The organism is Actinophytocola sediminis, from assembly GCF_054779715.1.
In genome coordinates, this window is the sequence record NZ_BAAGXS010000020.1 from 1 (window position 1) to 21,953 (window position 21,953).

General features: G+C 71.0%; 17 protein-coding genes and 1 pseudogene. 13 read left to right on the forward strand and 5 right to left on the reverse strand.

Annotation, left to right across the window (positions count from 1 at the left end; translation table 11 throughout):
* The 3 genes from ACYVIP_RS13055 to glgX form a co-directional block, all read left to right on the forward strand.
* Window positions 1-332 (forward strand): hypothetical protein (locus ACYVIP_RS13055; protein WP_460395688.1); only part of this gene is annotated, 332 nt, incomplete at its 5' end.
* Complete coding sequence (locus ACYVIP_RS13060; RefSeq protein WP_460395690.1) at window positions 329-904, forward strand: hypothetical protein; 576 nt, start codon at window positions 329-331, stop codon at window positions 902-904. The genes ACYVIP_RS13055 and ACYVIP_RS13060, both read left to right, overlap by 4 nt.
* Before the next feature lie 24 nt (window positions 905-928).
* Window positions 929-3,040 (forward strand): glycogen debranching protein GlgX, encoded by a 2,112-nt coding sequence (glgX, locus tag ACYVIP_RS13065; protein WP_460395692.1) that lies wholly within the window; start codon window positions 929-931, stop codon window positions 3,038-3,040.
* Here glgX and ACYVIP_RS13070 read toward each other — a convergent pair.
* Window positions 2,988-3,755, reverse strand: a complete 768-nt coding sequence (locus ACYVIP_RS13070) for an arginase family protein (protein WP_460395694.1) — start codon at window positions 3,753-3,755, stop codon at window positions 2,988-2,990. The two genes, glgX and ACYVIP_RS13070, sit on opposite strands and share 53 nt — an antisense overlap.
* Before the next feature lie 94 nt (window positions 3,756-3,849).
* Complete coding sequence (gene glgP / locus ACYVIP_RS13075; RefSeq protein ID WP_460395696.1) at window positions 3,850-6,411, reverse strand: alpha-glucan family phosphorylase; 2,562 nt, start codon at window positions 6,409-6,411, stop codon at window positions 3,850-3,852.
* 139 nt (window positions 6,412-6,550) lie between these two features.
* On the opposite strand from glgP, the gene ACYVIP_RS13080 reads away from it, so the two are divergent.
* The 5 genes and pseudogenes from ACYVIP_RS13080 (at window position 6,551) to ACYVIP_RS13100 (ending at window position 12,944) form a co-directional block, all read left to right on the forward strand.
* Entirely contained in the window at window positions 6,551-8,518 is a 1,968-nt protein-coding gene (locus ACYVIP_RS13080) for a maltotransferase domain-containing protein (protein WP_460395698.1), read from the forward strand.
* Between the two features lie 39 nt (window positions 8,519-8,557).
* Window positions 8,558-8,893 (forward strand): annotated as a pseudogene (locus tag ACYVIP_RS13085) (PIN domain-containing protein); the annotation flags it as partial.
* Between the two features lie 399 nt (window positions 8,894-9,292).
* Complete coding sequence (treS, locus tag ACYVIP_RS13090) at window positions 9,293-11,128, forward strand: maltose alpha-D-glucosyltransferase (RefSeq protein WP_460395700.1); 1,836 nt, start codon at window positions 9,293-9,295, stop codon at window positions 11,126-11,128.
* Window positions 11,125-12,444 (forward strand): maltokinase N-terminal cap-like domain-containing protein, encoded by a 1,320-nt coding sequence (locus tag ACYVIP_RS13095; protein WP_460395702.1) that lies wholly within the window; start codon window positions 11,125-11,127, stop codon window positions 12,442-12,444. Before treS ends, ACYVIP_RS13095 begins: the two co-directional genes overlap by 4 nt.
* Window positions 12,445-12,512: 68 nt before the next feature.
* On the forward strand, window positions 12,513-12,944 hold the full coding sequence (locus ACYVIP_RS13100) for a CBS domain-containing protein (RefSeq protein WP_460395704.1): 432 nt from the start codon (window positions 12,513-12,515) through the stop codon (window positions 12,942-12,944).
* Window positions 12,945-12,995: 51 nt separating this feature from the next.
* Here the strand turns inward: ACYVIP_RS13100 and ACYVIP_RS13105 are convergent, their stop codons facing one another.
* On the reverse strand, window positions 12,996-13,445 hold the full coding sequence (locus tag ACYVIP_RS13105; protein WP_460395706.1) for a hypothetical protein: 450 nt from the start codon (window positions 13,443-13,445) through the stop codon (window positions 12,996-12,998).
* 156 nt (window positions 13,446-13,601) lie between these two features.
* Between ACYVIP_RS13105 and glgB the strand changes: the two genes are divergently transcribed.
* The 4 genes from glgB (at window position 13,602) to ACYVIP_RS13125 (ending at window position 20,015) form a co-directional block, all read left to right on the forward strand.
* Window positions 13,602-15,797, forward strand: a complete 2,196-nt coding sequence (glgB, locus tag ACYVIP_RS13110) for a 1,4-alpha-glucan branching protein GlgB (RefSeq protein ID WP_460395708.1) — start codon at window positions 13,602-13,604, stop codon at window positions 15,795-15,797.
* Window positions 15,798-15,800: 3 nt separating this feature from the next.
* On the forward strand, window positions 15,801-16,994 hold the full coding sequence (locus tag ACYVIP_RS13115; protein ID WP_460395710.1) for an MFS transporter: 1,194 nt from the start codon (window positions 15,801-15,803) through the stop codon (window positions 16,992-16,994).
* 54 nt (window positions 16,995-17,048) lie between these two features.
* Window positions 17,049-18,461: a neutral zinc metallopeptidase gene (locus tag ACYVIP_RS13120; protein ID WP_460395712.1), complete on the forward strand. Its 1,413-nt coding sequence runs from the start codon at window positions 17,049-17,051 to the stop codon at window positions 18,459-18,461.
* 87 nt (window positions 18,462-18,548) lie between these two features.
* On the forward strand, window positions 18,549-20,015 hold the full coding sequence (locus tag ACYVIP_RS13125) for a neutral zinc metallopeptidase (protein ID WP_460395714.1): 1,467 nt from the start codon (window positions 18,549-18,551) through the stop codon (window positions 20,013-20,015).
* A 55-nt stretch (window positions 20,016-20,070) separates the two neighbouring features.
* Here the strand turns inward: ACYVIP_RS13125 and ACYVIP_RS13130 are convergent, their stop codons facing one another.
* Entirely contained in the window at window positions 20,071-21,054 is a 984-nt protein-coding gene (locus tag ACYVIP_RS13130; protein ID WP_460395716.1) for a tetratricopeptide repeat protein, read from the reverse strand.
* Between the two features lie 26 nt (window positions 21,055-21,080).
* Window positions 21,081-21,377, reverse strand: coding sequence for an MTH1187 family thiamine-binding protein (locus tag ACYVIP_RS13135; protein WP_460395718.1), 297 nt, complete (start codon window positions 21,375-21,377; stop codon window positions 21,081-21,083).
* Between the two features lie 69 nt (window positions 21,378-21,446).
* Between ACYVIP_RS13135 and ACYVIP_RS13140 the strand changes: the two genes are divergently transcribed.
* Entirely contained in the window at window positions 21,447-21,950 is a 504-nt protein-coding gene (locus ACYVIP_RS13140; protein WP_460395720.1) for a MarR family winged helix-turn-helix transcriptional regulator, read from the forward strand.
* The last annotated feature ends 3 nt before the right edge of the window (window positions 21,951-21,953 follow it).

Sequence of the window (21,953 nt, forward strand, 5' to 3'; positions counted from 1 at the left end):
CCACCGGGGCGGGCGGCGGCGCGGTCGAGGCGTTCACCACCGCCGGGCTGCCGCACGTCGTGCGCGGCGTCGACGAGGTGCGCCGGCACGGCCTGCGCACCAAGATCGCCACCGACGGCGTCAACCAGGTGAGCAAGGGCGACGCGCGGCTGGCGGGGGAGGCGTTCGCCAACGGTGTGGACGCGACCGCGCGCGCGGTCACCGCCGAGGGCGGTGCGCTCACCGCCGAGCGCAAACGCGAGCTGGAGCTGCTCAAGCTGCTCGCCAACCCGCGCGGGGACGCCGCGCAGAACGCGGTGGTGAACCTCACCCGGGACGAGCTGAGCCGATGAGGCTGGCCTTCCCGGAGGAGATCCGGCGCGTCCCGATCGACCATCCCGACCAGGCCGTCGCGCGGCTGACCGAGATCCTCGGCCAGGTGCGCGACGGCGCGGCGGCCGACCTGGAGCCGATCGCGGTCGAGGTGGTCGAGACCACGCTGCGCGCGGGCGCGTTCCTGCTGGCGGTGGTGACCCCGCCGGCCGCGGCCCCGGCGATCCTCACCGGAGTGGTGCTCGCCGTGCCGCCGGCCTGGGACCGGGACACCGCGGAGTCGCTGCGGGACGCGCTGGAGGACGTCGGCGGCCCGGACGTGCGGGAGACCGCGGCGCTGGCGACCGGGCTCGGGCCCGCGGTGCTCGTGCAGCAGGTGCCCGGGGTGGAGCAGGCGCGGGAGCGCCGGGCGCTGACCGTGCGGTTGCAGGCGTTCGTGCCCGAACCGGACTCCGGGCGCATGTTGTTGCTCACGCTCGCCTGCCCGTCGGTGCACGGTTGGGCCGCCCACCAGGAGTTGTTCGCCGCGCTGGTCGCCTCGGCCGACCAGGTGCGGGAGGAGTCGTTCGAGGAACACACCTACCGGGTCTGATCAGGCATTGGGCAAGATGGACAGATGCCAGCGTCCCATGTTCACCCCGGCCGCCCGTTCCCCCTCGGCGCCCATCCCGAGGCGGGCGGCGTGCGGTTCGCGGTGGCCTCGTCGGTCGCGGACGCCGTCGACCTGTGTCTGGTCGCCGAGGACGGCTCCGAGCACCGGATCGGGCTCACCGAGCGGACGTTCGGCATCTGGCACGGGGTGGTGCCCGGGGTGACACCCGGCCAGCGCTACGGCTACCGCGTGCACGGCCCGTACGACCCGGCGAACGGGCTGCGCTGCAACCCGGCGAAGATCCTGGTCGACCCGTACGCGCGGCGGATCACCGGCCGGGTGACCGATCTGGACGCCGCACTCGGCTACCGGCTCGATCCGGTCACCGGCGGGCGCTCGCACACCGACTCGCTCGGCCACGTGCCGCTGTCGGTGGTGACCTCGCCCGGCGGGCCGGACACCGGCGTCGCGCCGAAGACGCCGTTCGAGGAGACGGTGATCTACGAGCTGCACGTGCGGGGGTTCACCCAGCGCCACCCGGATGTGCCGGCCCACCAACGGGGCACCTACCTCGGGCTCACCCATCCCTCCGTTGTGGACTACCTGCTGCGGCTGGGGGTGACCGCGGTCGAGCTGATGCCGGTGCACAGCTTTGTCGACGAGCCGGCGCTGCTGCGCACCGGGCGGCACAACTACTGGGGCTACGCCTCGCTCGGCTTCCTCGCCCCGCACGAGGGTTACGCCAGCGAGCCGGGCCGCGAGGTGGCCGAGTTCGCCACCATGGTGGCCGCGCTGCACGCGGCCGGCATCGAAGTGATCATGGACGTGGTGTTCAACCACACCGGCGAGGGCGGGGTCGCCGGCCCGACCCTGTCGATGCGCGGCCTGGACGCCCCTGCCTACTACCTGCTGGACGACCACGGGTCCGATGTGGACATCACGGGGTGCGGGAACACGATGAACCCCGCGTCGCCGACGGTGGTGCGCCTGGTGACCGACTCGTTGCGCTACTTCGCCACCGAGCTCGGCGTGGACGGGTTCCGGCTCGACCTGGCCAGCGCGCTCGGCCGGCCGGGCGGCGGCCGGTTCGAGCCGAACGCGCCGCTGCTGACCGCGATCAGCACCGATCCGGTGCTCTCGCAGTGCAAGCTGATCGCCGAGCCGTGGGACGCCACCGGCGACGGCTACCGCGTCGGCGGCTTCCCTCCACAGTGGACGGAATGGAACGACCGCTTCCGCGACGGGGTGCGGGAGTTCTGGCGCGGCGGCGCCGGGTTGCGCGACCTGGCCTACCGGCTGTCCGGCTCGGAGGATCTCTACGCGATGAGCACCCGCCGGCCGTGGGCCTCGATCAACTTCGTCACCGCGCACGACGGCTTCACGTTACGCGATCTGGTGTCCTACAACGACAAGCACAACGAGGCCAACGGCGAGGACAACCGGGACGGCACCGACAACAACCGCTCGTGGAACTGTGGGATCGAGGGCGAGACCGACGACCACGCGGTGGGCCTGCTGCGCGATCGCCAGGCGCGCAACCTGATGGCCACGCTGCTGCTGTCCACCGGCACGCCGATGCTCTGCGCCGGCGACGAGCGCTGGCGCACCCAGGGCGGCAACAACAACCCGTACTGCCTCGACGACGAGACCTCGTGGCTGGACTGGGAGCTCGACGAGAACGCGGCGGACATGCTGGCCTTCACCCGCAGGCTGACCGCCCTGCGCGCGGACTCCCCCGCGTTGCGCCAGCCGGAGTTCTTCGACGGCCGGCCGACCATCTCCGGCCATCCCGACCTGATGTGGTTGGCCCCGGCCGGCTCCCCGATGACCGACCAGGACTGGTTCGACGACGGCCGGCGCACGGTCGGCATGTGGATCGACGGCTCGACCTCGCTGTCCCGCGACCGCGACGGTGAGCTGGTGGCCGACGACACCTGGCTGCTGCTCCTGCACGCCGGTGGGCTGGAGACGCCGGTGACCCTGCCATCGGCCGAGTACGGGGAGGTCTACGTCCCGGTGCTGGACACCACCACCCGCCGCGGCGTCCCGGCCTCGGAGTCCCCGCTCCCGCCGGGCAAGACGATCACCATGCCGCCGAGGAGCCTGCTGGTGTTCCGGATCCCCAGGGCCGGGTGAGGGCCGCCAGCAGCTCGGCGCGCCGAGGGTCCTCGGCCGGGTGCCACGGACACGCGATGTCCAGTGCCGCCACCTGCCCGGAGTCCAGCAGCCGCCGGACCGCCGCGACCACCGCGTCGGCCGACGGACCGCCGCGCACCGGGAACAACAGCCCCGGCAGCTCGTCGGCGTCGATCACGTCGAGGTCGACGTGCACCACCACCGGCCCGTCCGGCGGCTCGACCTCGTCCACCGAGCACCGCCGCACCCCGGCGCCCGCCAGGTAGTCGGCCTCGGCCGGATCCAGGTCACGCGCGTCGACGAGCGTGGCCCGGTGCTCGGCCAGCGGCCGCAGCCCGAGCGGGTCGGCCAGCCGCTCGCGGTGCGCGCCGAGGGCCAACCGCAACGACATCCCGCCGAGGTACCCGGAGGTCGACGACTCCAGCGTGTGCACGTCCCCGTGGGCGTCGAACCACACGACGCCAGGGTCGACCCCGGCGCGCTGCACGCCGGCCAGCACCCCGAGCGCGACCAGACAGTCCCCGGAGACCACCGTGGGCGCGGCCACCGAGGCGACCGCGTCGGCCACCGCGTCATCCAGGGCCACCAACCGCCGCCAGACATCGCCGTCGGGAAGCTCCGGCTCCACCGTCAGCTGCCGATCCCCCGGCACCGGCAGACTCCCCGCCGGCAACCGCTCGTCCTGGTGGAACGGCACCACAATCGTCTCGCCCATACCCCCGACGCTAACCCGCCACCCTCGCGAGTCCAACGTTCGGCGCCGTGCGGGAGCGTTGGACTCGCGGGTCACGAGCGTTGGACTCGCGGGGTTAGCCGGCTACTACGACGCGGCCGAGTTCGACCGGGCTGGCGAGGAGTTGGTGGTTGGGCAGGACGCGGGCGGTGGCGCCGAGGGTGCCGGTGTGCGGCAGGAGGACCTCGGCGGTGTACTCCCCGTCGGCCGACGGGGTCATCTGGACGGTCACCACGTCGTAGAGCTCGTCGTTGTCGGCCACCCGGCCGACCACGACCTGCACCTGCACGTCCGACGGCGACAGCCCGGCGAGGTCCACCCCGGCCCGGACCTCGACCCGCTCGCCGAGCACCGGCGTGCGCGCGGCGTCACCCGCCAGGTCGACCTCACAGTGGGTGACCCGCACCTGGTTCCAGGCCACCGCGATCCGGTCGCGGTAGGCGGCCAGCTCCCGCGCGGCCAGGAAGTCCTCGGCGTTGGCCAGCGCCACCGCCGTCGCCGCCGGCTTGTAGGCCGACTCGACGTACTCCCGCACCATCCGCGAGGCCTGCACCTGCGGCCCGAGCGAGGCCAGCGTGTGGCGCACCATGGCCAGCCAGTGAGCCGGCACGCCGTCGGCGCCCCGGTCGTAGAACAGCGGCGAGACCTGCGAGCCGAGCAGCTCGTAGAGCGCCGCCGCCTCCAGGTCGTCGCGCCGCAGCGGGTCGGCGATGCCGTCCGCGGTGGGGATCGCCCACCCGTTGCTGCCGTCGTAGAACTCGTCCCACCACCCGTCCCGGATGGACAGGTTGAGCCCGCCGTTGAGCGCCGCCTTCATCCCGGACGTGCCACACGCCTCCAGCGGCCGCGTCGGGTTGTTCAGCCAGACGTCACAACCCCAGTACAGGTACCTGGCCATCGACATGTCGTAGTCGGGCAGGAACGCGATCCGGTGGCGCACCGCCGGGTCGTCGGCGAACTTCACGATCTGCTGGATCAGCGCCTTGCCGCCGTCGTCGGCCGGGTGTGACTTGCCGGCGACCACCAGCTGCACCGGCCGCTGCGGGTCGAGCAGCAGCGCCCGCAGCCGCTCCTGGTCGCGCAGCATCAGCGTCAGCCGCTTGTAGGTCGGCACCCGGCGGGCGAACCCGACGGTGAGCACCTCGGGGTCGAACACCGTGTCCGTCCACGCCAGCTCGAGCGAGGAGGCCCCGCGCTGCAGCCAGGCGTCGCGGACCCGGCGGCGCACCTCGGCCACCAGCCGGCGCCGCAGCGTGCCGCGCAGGTCCCACAGCTCGGCGTCGGTGACCCGCTCGAGGTGCGGTGCCGACGGCTCGCCGATCGCCTCGGTCACCTCACGCGCGGTCCACGTCGGCCCGTGCACGCCGTTGGTCACCGAGGTGATCGGCACCTCGGCGGTGTCGAACCCGGCCCACAGCCCGCCGAACATGTGCCGGCTGACCTCGCCGTGCAGCTTCGACACGCCGTTGGCCCGCTGCGCCAGCCGCAGACCCATGTGCGCCATGTTGAACATGCCGGGGTTGTCCTCGGCGCCAAGGGCGAGCACCCGCCGGATGTCCACGTCCGGCAGCAGCGCGCCGTCGCCGAAGTAGTGCTGCACCAGGTCGACCGGGAACCGGTCGATGCCAGCCGGCACCGGGGTGTGCGTGGTGAACACCGTGCCGGCGCGCACCGCCGACAGTGCCTCGTCGAAGGACAGCCGCTGGCCCGACATCAGCTCACGCAGCCGCTCGAGGCCGAGGAAGCCGGCGTGGCCCTCGTTGGTGTGGAAGACCTCCGGCTGCGGGTGACCGGTCAGCTCGCAGTAGGTGCGCACCGCGCGCACGCCGCCGACGCCGGCCAGGATCTCCTGGCGGATGCGGTGGTTCTGGTCGCCGCCGTAGAGCCGGTCGGTGACCCCGCGCAGGTCGTCGTCGTTACCGTCCACATCGGAGTCGAGCAGCAGCAGCGGGACCCGCCCGGCCAGCGCCTGCCACACCCGCGCCCGCAGCACCCGGCCGCCGGGCATCGCCACGTGCACGAGGATGGGCGCGCCGGACGGCTCGACCAACGGCTTCAGCGGCAACCCGTTCGGGTCGATCACCGGGTAGTGCTCGACCTGCCAGCCATCCAGCGACAGCGACTGGCGGAAGTAGCCCGATCGGTACAGCAGGCCGACGCCGATCAGCGGCACCCCGAGGTCCGATGCCGCCTTGAGGTGGTCGCCGGCGAGCACGCCGAGGCCGCCGGAGTAGTTCGGCAGTGCCTCGGTGACGCCGAACTCCATCGAGAAGTACGCGATCGAGGAGGGCATCCGGTCGCCCCGGCCGTTGCCCTCCGGGTCGCCGGCGGTCAGCTCGGCGCGCCGCTGCTGGTACCAGCGCTGGCCGGTGAGGTACTCGCGCAGGTCGGCCGACAGCGCGTTGGCTCTGGCCAGGAACTCCTCGTCGGTGGCGAGGTGCTCGAGCCGGTTGGCCGGCACCTCGGCCAGCAGGCGCAGTGGATCGCCCAACCTGTCCCAGGTGGCCCGGTCGATGGCCGCGAACAACTCCTGCGTCGGTGGATGCCAGGTCCAGCGCAGGTTGGTGGCCAGGGTGCCCAGTTCGGCGAGTGGCTCGGGGAGCCCGGCTCGGACGGTAAAGCGACGCACAGCTTTCACGACGACCGACCTTATCGGCAGTAGATGCGGCAAAATCAAGCCGCCGGGCGGTGACCCGGTTGGGCTGACCGGGCAGACTGCACCCAACAGGGGGACGATCTTCGCATTGCTGACGCACGCGCACAGGAGGACGTGACCGGTGAGCGGTCGACTTGGCATCGACGACGTGACCCCCATGGTGAGCTGTGGGCGCTATCCGGCCAAGGCCGTGGTCGGCGAACAGATCCCCGTTCGGGCGACCGTCTGGCGTGAGGGGCACGACGCCGTCGGCGCCACCGTGGTGTGGCGTGGCCCACACGACGAGGCCGAGCGGCAGACCAGGATGGTCCTCGACGACCCGTTCGACGACGTGTGGAGCGCGACGGTCGTGCCGGACGCGACCGGCATGTGGACCTACCGGGTGGACGCCTGGAGCGATCCGTGGGCCACCTGGCGACACACCGTCGAGGTCAAGGTCGGCGCCGCCCAGGGTGCCAAGGAGTTGGCCAACGACCTGGAGACCGGTGCGCGGCTGCTCGACCGGGCGGCACGGCGGTTCCCGCACAACGGTGAGCGCCGCAACCTGGTCTCCGCGGCGGCCGCGCTGCGGGACGAGACCAGCCCGCTGCCCGCGCGGATCGCCGAGGCGCTGGCCGAGCCGATCCAGCGGTACATGCTCGCCAACCCGCTGCGTGACCTGGTCACCCGGGGGCGCAAGTACCAGCTGTGGGTCGACCGGCCGCGGGCGTTGTTCGGTTCGTGGTACGAGCTGTTCCCGCGCTCGACCGGCGGCGTGGACGCCGCCGGCAAGCCGGTGCACGGCACGTTCGCGACCGCGGCCAAGGCACTGGACCGGGTCGCCGCGATGGGCTTCGACGTGGTGTACCTGCCGCCGATTCACCCGATCGGCGCAATGAACCGCAAGGGGCCGAACAACAGCGTGCTGTCCGTGCCCGAGGATGTCGGGTCGACCTGGGCCATCGGGTCGGCCGACGGCGGGCACGACGCGATCCACCCGGAACTGGGCACGATCGAGGACTTCGACGACTTCGTCGCGCGGGCGGGCGAGCTGGGGCTGGAGGTCGCGCTCGACCTCGCGTTGCAGTGCGCGCCGGACCACCCCTGGGTGAGCGATCACCCGGAGTGGTTCACCACCAAGCCGGACGGCTCCATCGCGTACGCGGAAAATCCCCCGAAGAAGTACCAGGACATCTATCCGGTGAACTTCGACAACGACCCGGAGGGCATCTACGCCGAGGTGCTCCGGGTCGTCATGCACTGGGTGAACCACGGGGTGCGGATCTTCCGGGTGGACAACCCGCACACCAAGCCGCCGAACTTCTGGCACTGGCTGATCCACCAGGTGAAGACGGTCGAGCCGGACGTGCTGTTCCTGTCCGAGGCGTTCACTCGGCGGGCGCGGCTGTACGGCCTGGCCAGGCTCGGGTTCACCCAGTCGTACACGTACTTCACCTGGCAGACCTTCAAACACGAACTAGTGGATTTCGGCCAGGAGATCGTCGCGCGCTGTGACGAAGCCCGGCCGAACCTGTTCGTGAACACCCCGGACATCCTGCACGCCTCACTGCAGTCCGGCGGCCCGGCGATGTTCGCCCTGCGGGCCGCGCTGGCCGCGACGCTGTCGCCGACCTGGGGCGTGTACTCGGGATATGAGCTGTACGAGCACGAGGCGGTGCGCGAGGGCAGCGAGGAGTACCTGAACTCGGAGAAGTACGAGCTGCGCCCGCGCGACTTCGAGAAGGCACTGGCCGACGGCCGGTCGCTGGAGCCGTGGCTGGGGCGGCTGAACGCGATCCGCCAGGCGCATCCCGCGCTGCGCCAGCTGCGCACGCTGCGCTTCCACCACGCCGACAACGACGCGATCATCGCGTACTCGAAGACCGATCCCGGCGGCCGGGACACGGTGATCGTCGTGGTGAACCTGGACTCGCACCATCTGCAGGAGACCACGGTCCGGCTGGATCTGCCGACGCTGGGCTTCGCCTGGACCGACCGGTTCGCCGTACGCGACGAGGTCAGCGGCGAGGTCTGGGAGTGGGGCCAGGCCAACTACGTCCGGCTGGCCCCGACCGAGGCGGTGTGCCACATCCTGACCGTGATCCGCTGATGCGCGTCACCAGCTAGAGGGGTATCAGCGTGGTTCGACTCGGTTCCCACCAGCGATCTTTTCTTGAGCGCACTGGTTGTCGGCGAGATCCGACGAGGGATCGACAGGCTGGCCCGCCGCGACGAGGTGCGGGCCGCGGTATTCGAGCAGTGGCTTCGTCAGTTGGTCACGATCTATGCGGACAGGCTCGTACCCGTAACCGTGGATGTCGCCGAACTTTGGGGAAGGCTGAACATTCCTGACCCACTACCGATCGTCGACGGCCTGATGGCCGCGACGGCGTTGGCGCACGGGTGGACGCTGGTCACCCGGAACGTGGCCGACATCAGCTCGACGGGTGTTCCTGTGTTGAACCCGTTCACGACTGGTCCGTAACGGCTTCTTTGGCCAGGTACGAGACTGAGGCGCACACCGTCACCGAGACGCCGGTGTGGCACCGTACTTTCCGCTGACTCCTTGATCGGTCGAGACCGACCAGCGGGCCCGACGCCATCGTGATCCGGTCAGCCCCGCTGTCCCGGACGCCGAGGCGTCACTCGTCGACGACGTTACCGCGCGTTCACCCCCGGCCGGCTGACCTGGGTGCATGATGGACTGGACCACCTCCCCAGGCGGAGGTTCGGTCCACAGGAGACAGTCCGCCAGTGCCGTCCCTGTGCGGGAACGCTCCGCAGCGGTAACCATGGACACATGGTGCCGGGGCGACCTGGCACCATGATCACCACCATCCGGCAACGGCGCCGGGTGACCAAACTTGTAGGTGAGGGTGCGGGAATGACGGAAGCTCCCGAGACGACACGTCCGGACGCCAACCTCGGCCTGGACGACGTGCCGCATACCGGGGAGACCATGACCACCGACGGCCACCTCGTCGAGCCACAGGCCGACGACTTCTCGCACGCGAGATCCGCACCGAAGGCCGACCAGTGGTACAAGACGGCCGTCTTCTACGAGGTTCTCGTCCGCGCGTTCAACGACTTCACCAACGACGGCACCGGCGACCTGCGCGGCCTGGCCGACAAGCTCGACTACCTGCACTGGCTGGGCGTCGACTGCCTCTGGCTGCCGCCGTTCTACGCCTCGCCGCTGCGCGACGGCGGCTACGACATCTCCGACTTCCGCGCGGTGCTGCCGGAGTTCGGCACGGTCGAGGACTTCGTGCACCTGCTCGACCAGGCCCACAAGCGCGGCATCCGGGTAGTCACCGACCTGGTGCTCAACCACACCAGTGACGCCCACCCGTGGTTCCAGGAGTCGCGCAATCACCCGGACGGGCACTACGGCGACTACTACGTCTGGTCCGACACCGACGAGCGCTACCCGGACGCCCGGATCATCTTCGTCGACACCGAGTCCTCGAACTGGACCTACGACCCGGTCCGCGGCCAGTTCTACTGGCACCGGTTCTTCTCCCACCAACCCGACCTCAACTACGAGAACCCCGAAGTCGCCGACGCCATGATCGACGTCCTCCGGTTCTGGCTCGACCTGGGCATCGACGGCTTCCGCCTCGACGCGGTGCCCTACCTCTACGAGGAGGAGGGCACCAACTGCGAGAACCTCCCCCGCACCCACGAGTTCCTCAAGCGCTGCCGCAAGGTCGTCGACGACGAGTACCCCGGGCGGGTACTGCTCGCCGAGGCCAACCAGTGGCCGGCCGACGTGGTGTCCTACTTCGGCGACCCGGCCATCGGCGGCGACGAGTGCCACATGGCCTTCCACTTCCCGCTCATGCCCCGCATCTTCATGGCCGTACGCCGCGAGTCCCGGTTCCCGATCTCGGAGATCCTCGCCCAGACCCCACCCATCCCCGCCGGCGCGCAGTGGGGCATCTTCCTGCGCAACCACGACGAGCTGACCCTCGAGATGGTCACCGACGACGAGCGCGACTACATGTACGCCGAGTACGCCAAAGACCCCAGGATGAAGGCGAACATCGGCATCCGCCGCCGCCTGGCCCCACTGCTGGACAACGACGACAACCAGATGGAGCTGTTCACCGCGCTGTTGCTGTCCCTGCCCGGCTCCCCGGTGCTGTACTACGGCGACGAGATCGGCATGGGCGACAACATCTGGCTGGGCGACCGCGACGCCGTCCGCACCCCCATGCAGTGGTCCCCCGACCGCAACGCCGGCTTCTCCCGCTGCGACCCCGGCCGCCTCTACCTGCCGGTCATCGCCGACCCGGTCTACGGCTACCAGGCGGTCAACGTCGAGGCCCAGCTGAACAACAGCTCCTCGCTGCTGCACTGGACCCGGCGCATGCTCCAGGTTCGCCGCGAGCACCCGGCGTTCGGCCTCGGCGAGTTCGTCGAACTCGGCTCGTCCAACCCCAGCGTGCTGGCCTACCTGCGACACCTGTCCGCCGACCCGGAGCACGGGGTCGAGGAGGACCTGGTGATCTGCGTGAACAACCTGTCGCGCTTCCCCCAGCCGGTCGAGCTGAACCTGGCCGAGCACGAGGGTTGGGTGCCGGTCGAGCTGACCGGCGGCGTGCGGTTCCCACCCGTCGGCGAGTGGCCCTACCTGTTGACCCTGCCCGGCCACGGCTTCTACTGGTTCCAGCTCACCAACGTCGGCGCGGAGCTCGACGAAGGTGAGGCGCCGTGATCCGACCGGAGGATCTCGGCGCGGAGCTGCTGACCTGGCTGGTCGACCAACGGTGGTACCGGGCGAAGGCCCGCGGCGCGACCACCGTGCGCACCGTGCGGTCCACCCCGCTGGCGCCCGGCTTCCAGCACACCATGGTCGAGGTCGACTCCGAGCTGTACCAACTCCCCCTCGGCACCCGCACCGAGGTCCCCGACCATCTCGCCGGCGCGGTGATCGGCCACGTCGGCGACACCGCGGTCTACGACGCGACCCAGGACCCGGAGCTGATGGGCCACCTGCTGGCGCTCATCGTGAAGGGCGCGGCCGTCGACGGGCTGACCTTCAACGCCGAGCCAGGGGTCACGCTGGAGACCGACCTGCGGGCCCGGCCGATCGGCGTCGAGCAGTCCAACACCTCGATCGTGTTCGGCACCGAGTACATCCTCAAGCTCTTCCGCCAGCCCGACCCCGGCCCGAACCGGGACGTGCGGCTGCACCGGGCGCTGCGCTCGGCCGACAGCGAGCACATCGCGGCCCCGCTCGGCGTGATCGCCGAGGAGGGGCTCGTCCTCGGCTTCCTGCAGCGGTTCCTGCCCGACGCGGTGGAGGGCTGGGCGACCGCCACCGCCAGCGTCCGCGACCTGCTCGCCGAGGGCGACCTGCACGCCGACGAGGTCGGCGGCGACTTCGCCGGTGAGGCGCGGCGCCTCGGCGCGGCGGTGGCCAGGGTGCACGCGGCGCTCGCCTCGGCGCTGGGCACCGTGGTCACGACGACCGACGCGGTCTCGGTCGAGGTGGACGCGATGCACGCCCGCCTGGACGCGGCGCTGGCCGAGGTCCCCGAGCTCAGCGCGGACGCGCCGACCATCCGCGCCGCCTTCGACCAGGTCCGCGCGCTGCACGAGCCGATGACCGTCCAGCAGGTGCACGGCGATCTGCACCTCGGCCAGACCCTGCGCACCACCAACGGCTGGGTGCTGATCGACTTCGAGGGCGAGCCGGCCGCCTCGCCCCGGGAGCGCCGCGCCCCGCGCTCACCGCTGCGCGACGTGGCCGGGATCCTCCGCTCGTTCGACTACGCCGCGTTCCACTTACTGGCGGGCGAGGAAAGCGACCGACAGCTGAGCGCCAGAGCCCAGGAGTGGTCCGACCGCAACCGCACGGCGTTCTGCGAGGGCTACGGCGAGATCGCCGGCGACCCGAGGGACCAGCTGGTCCTGCTGCGCGCGCTGGAGTTGGACAAGGCGGTCTACGAGGTCCGCTACGAGCACCACAACCGCCCGGACTGGCGGCCGATCCCGCTGGCGGCGATCCGCCGCTGGCGTTTCCTCTAGCGGCCACCACCCCCCGAAGTTAGCCTGGCACACAGGAGTACTTCGACGATATGAATCGGGGTGTCCAGGTGCGAATTGCGGATCTGTTGCGACACAAGGGATCTGAGGTAGTAACCGCGGTTCCGGAGCTGTCGGTCTCCGGCCTGCTCGAGGATCTGTCCCGGCACAACGTCGGCGCCATCGTCGTGGTCGACCAGACCGGCATCCTGGTCGGCATCGTGTCCGAACGCGACGTCGTCCGGCAGCTCAACGAACGCGGCGCCGAACTGCTGCACGCGCCGATCGCGGAGATCATGACCACCCAGGTGGTCACCTGCGGCCCCGGCGAGGCGGTCACCAGACTGGCCGCGATCATGACCGAACGCCGCATCCGCCACATGCCGGTGGTGGCCGACGGCCAACTCGTCGGCCTGGTCAGCATCGGTGACGTGGTGCGCAGCCGGATCGAGCAACTCGAGTCCGAGAGCGAACAGCTCGAGTCCTACATCGCCCAGGGCTGACCACCGCGACACCACAGCACGCGAACCCCACCGGCACGTGGCGGGCTGACCTCAGGCGCCGCGGACCAACTCGTAGTGCCCGATGGGAATCCAGCCGTACGGCGGCCCGTCGTGGGCCCAGATCTCACCGCTGGCGCTCGAGACGACGCCGCCGGCACAGCTCACCTCGTCGGCGTAGTACCGCTGCGGGTGGGTCGCCGTGGTGGTCCAGCTGAAGATCCCGTCCGAGAGGTACTCTGGCTCCTCGTGCTGCGCGAGGACCTGCCCGTCGACGGTCGTGACCGACCGCAGGCTCCCGGAGGCGACGCTGGTGAACTCGACCCGCAGGGCGTAGGTGTCGGGCTCCTCCCACCACGGCTGGTAGAAGTAGGTGCCGGTGTAGGTGCCGACCCACTGGTCGACACTGCTCCCGCAGCCGGCCGCCGCCTGAGCGGTTCCCGGAGCGGCTAGGGCGAAGGTGGCAAGTAGGGCGACGAGTGCGGCGATTACCCGCGTACGCATTGTGCTCCTCCAACTGGGGGCAGTGGACTTCTGGCCCTGATCGAAGGTTCTGACACCGGACTCGACCGCCCGTGGAGCCGGGAGCAACGCTCGATCCAACTGGCGTCGAGGGACACGTTGGGCAGCCGAACTGCCCCAGCGGCAGAATGAACACCAATGACTGACGTGAACCCGGCTGCCGACCCGAGTGTCCTGCCGCCAGACGACCTCCGGCGGCTGGTCACCGGCGCCCACCACGACCCCCATTCGGTGCTCGGCGTGCACTCCGACCACGCGGGCACCACCGTCGTGCGGGCCTACCGCCCCGGCGCCAAGACGGTGATCCTGCTCGCCGGGGAACACCGCCACGCGCTCAGCGAGACCGCGGAGGGCGTGTTCACCGCCGTCCTGCCCGACCCGCCGGGCGGCTATCTGTTCGAAGTGGACTATGGCGGCGACCCGGTGCTGGTCGACGACCCGTACCGCTGGCTGCCGACCCTCGGCGAGCTCGACCAGCACCTGATCCGCGAGGGCCGCCACGAGCGCCTCTGGCAGGTGCTCGGCGCGCACGTGCGGTCCTACGACACCCCGGCGGGCCTGGTCGAGGGCACCTCGTTCGCGGTGTGGGCACCCAACGCGCGCGGCGTCCGGGTGATCGGCGACTTCGACGGCTGGGACGGCCGGGCCAATCCCATGCGCTCCCTCGGCGCGTCCGGCGTGTGGGAACTGTTCATCCCCGGCCTGCCCGCCGGCACGTACTACAAGTTCCGCATCCTCGGCGAGGACGGCACCTGGCACGAGAAGGCCGATCCGATGGCCTACGCCACCGAGGTGCCGCCGGCCACCGCCTCCCGGGTGACCGCCTCGACCTACGAGTGGGCCGACGAGCGGTGGGTCAGCCGCCGCGACGCCACCACCTGGCACAACGCCCCGATGAGCGTCTACGAGGTGCACCTCGGCTCGTGGCGGCCGGGCCTCGGCTACCGCGAGCTGGCCACCGAGCTCGCGGACTACGTTGCCGCACAGGGCTTCACCCACGTCGAGCTGCTGCCGGTCGCCGAGCACCCGTTCGGCGGGTCGTGGGGCTACCAGGTCACCTCCTACTACGCGCCGACCGCGCGGTTCGGCTCCCCCGACGAGTTCCGCCACCTGGTCGACGCCCTGCACGCCAAGGACATCGGTGTGCTCATGGACTGGGTACCGGCGCACTTCCCGAAGGACGAATGGGCGCTGGCGCGCTTCGACGGCACCGCGCTCTACGAGCACGCCGATCCCCGCCGGGGCGAGCACCCCGACTGGGGCACGCTGGTGTTCGACTTCGGCCGCTCCGAGGTGCGCAACTTCCTGGTGGCCAACGCGCTCTACTGGATCGAGGAGTTCCACATCGACGGGCTGCGGGTGGACGCGGTCGCCTCGATGCTCTATCTGGACTACTCCCGCGAGGACGGCCAGTGGCTGCCCAACGAGCACGGCGGCCGGGAGAACCTGGACGCCGTGCGGTTCCTGCAGGAGCTGAACGCGACCGTCTACAAACACCACCCCGGCACGATCATGGCCGCCGAGGAGTCCACCGCCTGGCCCGGCGTCACCCGGCCGACCCATCTCGGCGGCCTCGGCTTCGGTTTCAAGTGGAACATGGGCTGGATGCACGACACGCTCAGCTACATCGCGCACGACCCGGTCCACCGCTCCTACCACCACAACGAGCTCACCTTCTCGCTGATGTACGCGTGGAGCGAGAACTTCGTGCTGCCGCTGTCGCACGACGAGGTGGTGCACGGCAAGGGCTCGCTGTGGGCCAGGATGCCGGGCGACGACTGGAACAAGGCGGCCGCGCTGCGCTGCCTGCTGGCGTTCATGTGGGCCCACCCCGGCAAGCAGCTGCTGTTCATGGGCTGCGAGTTCGGCCAGGTCGACGAGTGGTCGGAGAACAAGTCGCTCGACTGGCACCTGCTGGAGTACCCGCGACACAGCGGCATCCAGTCGCTGGTCCGCGACCTCAACCAGCACTACCGCGAGCAGCCTGCGCTCTATGTCGCCGACGTCGTCCCGGAGGGCTTCTCCTGGATCGACGCCAACGACTCGGCCAACAACGTGGTGAGCTTCCTGCGCCGCGACCCCGACGACGAGCGGGCGATCGTGGCCTGTGTGGCCAACTTCGCCGGACATCCGCATCGGGACTACCGGGTCGGCCTGCCGTTCACCGGCCGCTGGCGCGAGTTGCTGAACACCGACGCGCACGACTACGGCGGCTCGGGCTGGGGCAACCTCGGCGGCGTGCTGGCCACCGACAAGCCATGGCACGGCCAGCCCGCCTCGGCGGTACTGCAACTGCCCCCGCAGGGCGTCACCTGGTTGGTGCCAGACTCCTGAGGCATGCGCCGATATCGGGAGCTGCTCGGCATTCCCGGCGTGCGCCGGCTGACCTCGGCGGTGCTGCTCGGCCGCCTCTCGACGTCGATGTTCAACCTGTCGGTGATCGTGGCGGCGACCGTGATCTACGGCCCCGTGCCGGCGGGGTCGGTGATGCTGGTCTTCGCGCTGGCCAACGCGATCGCCGGTCCGGTGCGCGGGCGGGCGGCCGACCGGCGATCGCCCCGGCGGCTGATGCTGTTCCTGCTGGCCTTCCAGGCGCCCGCCTACCTCGGGCTCGTGCTGGGCATCGCCGCGCACGCGCCGATCTGGGTCCTGCTCGCGGTGGCCGTTGTCCTCGGGGTGAGCGTGCCGCCGGCCGGCCCGGTGGTGCGCAGCCTGTGGCCGCACCTGGTGCCCGCTGAGCGACTGACCACCGCGTACGCGTTCGACGCGGCGCTGAACACCGGGACCTTCATCGGCGGACCGGCGCTGGCGGGCGGGCTGCTGCTGGTCCTGCCGCCGGTCTGGGTGATCGCGCTGACCGGTGTCGGGCGTGTCGCCGGGGACGTGTTGGTGGCCGTGGCGCCCGCGTTGCTGGCCAGGCCGCCGGCGGACCGGCTGCGGCGGGGGTGGTTCGGTCCGCTGGCCAGCGGACCGGTCCGGCTGATGCTGGTGATCGTCGGGCTCGACGCGTTCGCGCTCGGCTGTCAGGAGTTCGCGGCGGTCGCCGCGATGCGGGCCGAGGGCACGGCCGGGCTGTTCACCAGCGCGCTCGCGATCGGCGGTGTGGTCAGCGGGATCGCCTACGGCGCGCGGACCTGGCCTGGCTCGGCGCGCGCGCAGCTGGTGGTGTTGCATCTCGGCGCCGCGGTCGCGCTGGCGCTCGGGTCGTTGGTGTGGCCGGCCGGGTTCGGGTTGTTGCTGTTCGGGCTGGTGTTCGTGTCGGTCGGACTGCTGACCGGGCCGGTGGAGACGTTGCAGCAGCTGCTGATCGGGGAGCACAGCCCGCCAGCGCAACGGATCGAGGCGTTCGCCTGGGTGTACAGCGTGATGTGGGCGGCGTTCGGCATCGGCAACGGCGTCAGCGGGCTGCTCGCGGGGGCCGCGGCCGGGCCGGAGGACACCGGCCCGATCCTGCTCACGGCCGGTGTGGCGCAGCTGGGCATGGTGGCGCTCGCGGCGTCCGGGCTGCCGCCGGGTTCGCCAAGGCGGTGACCTGATCGCGCCGGACTCACCCACTGGACACGCCGCGTTCGGCACACTGGGCGGGTGCCTACCGCCCGCGCTCGCGCCCTCCGCCTTGCCGTGCCGCTGTTGTCGCTGGCAGTGCTCTCGGTGTCCGCATGCACCACCTCGGTGGCCGGCGAGCCGGTCGGCACCGGATCGGTGGTGACCAACCCCGAGCCGGGCAAGCCCGGCGGGGTCGACCCGTCGTTCATCGAGAACACCGACGGCGGCGAGATCGACCAGTTGGCCGCGGCCGTGCTGACCGACGTGCGCGCGTACTGGACCGAGACCTTCCCCGCCACCTTCGACGGCCAGGAGTGGGCCGACCTGGAGGGCGGCTACTTCTCGGTGGACACCGCCGCGGCGGACGCGCCGAGCCCACCCTGCGTGGAACAGGCCGCCGACGTGGAGGGCAACGCGTTCTACTGCCCGTCGGAGGACATCATCGCCTGGGACCGGGCCGCGCTGCTGCCGGTGCTCAAGGAGCGCTTCGGCGACGCGTCGGTGATGCTCGTGCTGGCCCACGAGATGGGGCACGCGGTGCAGCGCAGGGCGGGCGTCACCGTCGAGAAGCAGCGCACCGATCCCGAGCGGTACCCGACGATCCTGATCGAGGCACAGGCCGACTGCTACGCGGGCTCGTTCGTCCGCTGGGTCGTCGAGGACAACGCCGAGCACCTGAGCATCGCCGAGGACCGGCTGGACTCCGCGCTGGAGTCGCTGATCACCTTCCGGGACCCGATCGGCACCGAGCCGACCGACGCCGGCGCGCACGGCGACGCGTTCGACCGGGTGTCGGCGTTCCAGGACGGCTACGACTCCGGCGCGCAGCTGTGCGCCGACATCAGCGTGGACAACCGGCGGTTCACCCAACGCGGCTTCCGGGCGGCCGACGACGCCGAGCGCGGCGGCAACCTGCCGTTCGAGGACCTGGTGGCGAACATGACCGACGACCTCGGGGGCTACTTCAACACGGTGGTCACCGGGCAGGGCGGGAAGTGGACCGCGCCGTCGCTGGTGCCCGTCGACGGCGAGCCGGAGTGCGACGGCGACCAGGGGCCGATCGCCTTCTGCGCGGAGGGTGACGAGATCGAGATCTCCGCCGACGGCGAGCTGCCGGAACTGCACCAGCAGGTCGGCGACTACGCCACCGGCATCATCCTGGCCAGCCGCTACGGCATGGCCGCGCTGGACGCGCTCGCCAAGCCGCTGGAGGGCGAGCAGACCCAGCGGCAGCTGCTGTGCCTGGCCGGCTCGTACACCGGCGTACTGCTGGACCGCACGTCGGGCTTCACGCTGTCCCCCGGCGACCTCGACGAGGCGATCCAGGTGTTGCTGCGCTACGACTACCCCGGCCGCGACGGCGCGGGTGGCGCGATCCAGACCGGCTACGAGCGGGTGTCGGTGTTCCGCGTCGGCACGCTGGAGGGCGTGGAGGCCTGCGAGCTGTCCTGAATGCCCGAATGCCGGTTGTCCGTACAGCGATCTGCGCAGGCCAGTACTGTGCCCAGCAGCGTAGGAGTTGTACGGAGGGGAAAGCTGATGCGAGGTGTGCTGCGGGCGGGCGTGACGCTCGCCGTGGTGGCGGCGACGGTGGCTTCGCTGGGGGCGTGTTCTGGGCAGACCGTCGTGGGGTCGCCGGTGGCATCCGGTGGCAGCATCGACACCACCAACGCCGGCGGCATGCCGGTGACCAACGGCCCGAGCGGCCTTCGGGAAGGTGCCGAGGACGCGCGGCTCGACGTGGAGGGCACCGACAGTGAGCAGATAGACCGGCTGGCCACCAACGCGATCGCCGACCTGTACGAGTACTGGGGTGACCAGTTACCACAGCACTTCGACCAGGAGTTCGAGCCGCTGGCCCGGCTGGTGTCCTACGACGCCAACGGCGCCGGGGTGGAGATCTGCGGCGAGAGCACGGCCGGGCTGGTGAACGCGTTCTACTGCGGTGGCGGCGGCGAGGACGCCATCGCCTGGGACCGAGGTGAGCTGCTGCCGGCGCTGGACGAGATGTTCAGCTCGATGTCGGTGGTCGGCGTGCTGGCCCACGAGATGGGCCACGCGGTGCAGTACCGGCTCGGGGAGAAGAGCAACATCAACCAGGCCACGTCGACGATCGTGCGCGAGCAGCAGGCCGACTGCTACATGGGGAACTTCTTCCGGTACGTGGCCGAGGACAAGGCGACGCACTTCCAGATCAACACCGGCGAGGGCCTCAACCAGATCCTCGCCACGTTGTTCTTCATCCGCGACCCCGCCGGTCTCGACCACCGGACGCAGGGCGCGCACGGCCTGGCCTTCGACCGGGTGTACGCGTTCCAGGAGGGGTTCCAGAACCCGCCGACCCGCTGCGCGGAGATGGACCAGGAGGAGATCGAGGGCCGGATCGCGGAGAAGGAGCGCGACGAGACCGAGCAGAGCAGGTCCGACGAGGGCGACATCGACCCGACCGAGACCATCGACGCCCTGCAGGAGAGCCTCGACGAGGCGTTCGCGGACAACTCATCCGAGCAGCCCGATATCGTCGACAACGGCTCGACCTGCGAGAACGGTGAGGCCACCAAGCCGGTGACCTACTGCCCGGAGCAGAACGTCGTCGGCTATGACGCCGACGCGCTGCGGGACCTGGCCGCCAAGCCGGACCCGAACGCCGCACCGGGCGACACCGGCTCCGGCGGGCTCGGCGACTTCGCCGCGTTCGCCGAGGTCGCCTCCCGGTACGCGCTGTCGATCCAGAAGGCGAAGGGCGCGCCGCTGGACGACGAGAACGCCGGCCTGCGCACCGCGTGCCTGACCGGCGCCTGGGCCGGCTACACCAACCAGGAGGAGCGCCGGCTCCGGCTGGCCATCGGCGACCTGGACGAGGCGGTGGCCGAGCTGCTCCAGGAGGACTCCCTGATCGCCGCGGACGTCAACGGCGAGCAGATCCCCTCCGGGTTCGCCCGCGTGGAAGCCTTCCGCCGAGGCTTCATCGAAGGCTCAGCCCCCTGCTCCACCGACTTCGCCTGACCCCAAGCCCCCGCGAGTCCACCGCTCCTGGAGCAGTGGACTCGCGGGGTGGGGCTCAGTAGAGGGCGCTGGCCAGGGCGCGGCGGGCGGCGGCCACGGCCGGGTCCTCCGCGGGGAACAGGCCGAACAGTTCCACCAGGTGGGTGCGGGCGCGGTCGCGGTCGGGGCCGGCGGTGCGGCGGATGACGTCCAGCAGCCGGTTGAACGCCTCCTCCATCCGCTGACTCGCCACCTCGACGTCGGCGGCCGCGAGCTGGGCGTCGATGTCGTCGGGAGCGGCGTCGGCCCTGGCGACCACCGCCGGATCGGCCGCGTCGGCGCGAGCAAGGAACCGGACCTGCGCGAGCGCGTCCTTGGCCTGCTCGTTGGCCGGCTCGGCGTCGAGGATCTTCTGGTAGGCGGCCTCGGCGGCGGCGTAGTCACCCTGCTCGAAGGCGGTCTCGGCGGCGACGAACCTCGGGTCCTCCGGCTCTGGCTCCGGCTCGACCTCGCCGGCAGGCGCGCCCGCCTCGGCCGCCTGGATGCCGGGCAACCGGTCGCGCAGCGCGTCGAGCAGGCTCGCGAGCCACTGCTTGACCTGCGGCTCTGGCTGCGCGCCGGCGAACGCCTCCACCGGCTGGCCGCCGGCGATCGCGACCACCGTCGGGATCGACTGCACCCCGAACAGCTGCGCGATCCTCGGGTTCGCGTCGACGTCGACCTTCGCGAGGATCCAGGCGCCGTTGGCGGCCTGTGCCAGCCGCTCCAGCATCGGCGAGAGCTGCTTGCACGGGCCACACCACTCGGCCCACAGGTCCACGACCACCGGGACCTGCATCGATCGCTCGACGACTTCGGACTGGAAGGTGTCTTCGGTCACTTCCAACACGAAGGCGCCGTTCGTGCTGGGTGCGCCGCCACCCGCGGGCGGCGCCTGCCCGGCCGGCTGCGCGGGCGTCCTGCTGGCCGCGTCCGCCCGTGCCTTGAGTGCGGAAAGGTCCACGGCGCCGGACAGGGCGGCGGACAGAGCTGCGGTTTGACGTGGATCTGGCCTTGTCACACTTCTATCCTGGCACGACCGCCGGACTAGTCCGCCAGGTGCTGCTCGACCCGCTCGACCTTGGCCACGAGTTGGTTGGTGTAGCCAGGCCGGATATCGGCCTTGAGCACCAGACTCACCCTCGGCGCCAGGGCCGCGACGACGTCGACCGCCCGTTTCACCACGGCCATGACCTCGTCCCACTCCCCCTCGATCGTGGTGAACATGCTCGTGGTCTCCGATGGCAGTCCGGACTCGCGTACCACCCGCACCGCCTCGGCCACCGCGGTGCTCACACTGTCCGACTCGCCACCCGCTGGGGCCACGCTGAACGCGACAAGCACGTGCGTCTCCTCTCCCGCTGAACTGTGCGAAGGCACCCTGGCCGGTACCGACTGGTAACTTCAACCGACATGACGCCGCGAGTCCTACCGTTCGACCCCATCGCCCGTGCGGCGGAGATGTGGGAGGACCGGGTCGGCCCGTCCGGAACGATGGCCGCGGTCACCAGCATCATGCGCGTGCAGCAGGTGTTGCAGTCGGCGGTGGACGCCGCGCTGCGCCCGCACGGGCTGACCTTCGCCCGGTACGAGGCGCTGGTCCTGCTGACCTTCGCCAAACGCGGCAGCCTGCCGATGCGGGTCATGGGCGAGCGCCTGCAACTGCACCCCACGAGTGTGACCAACATCGTCGACCGGTTGGAGGGCGACGGGCTGGTCCGGCGGCTGCCGCACCCGACCGACCGGCGCACCACGCTCGCCGAGATCACCGACGCCGGCCGGGCGCGCCGCGAGGAGGCGACCACCGCGGTCACCGACATCGACTTCGGGCTGCGCGGCCTGACCGAGCGCCAGACCACGCAGCTGACCGACCTGCTCGCCAAGGTCCGCAAGGCCGTCGGTGACTTCGAGGACTGACTG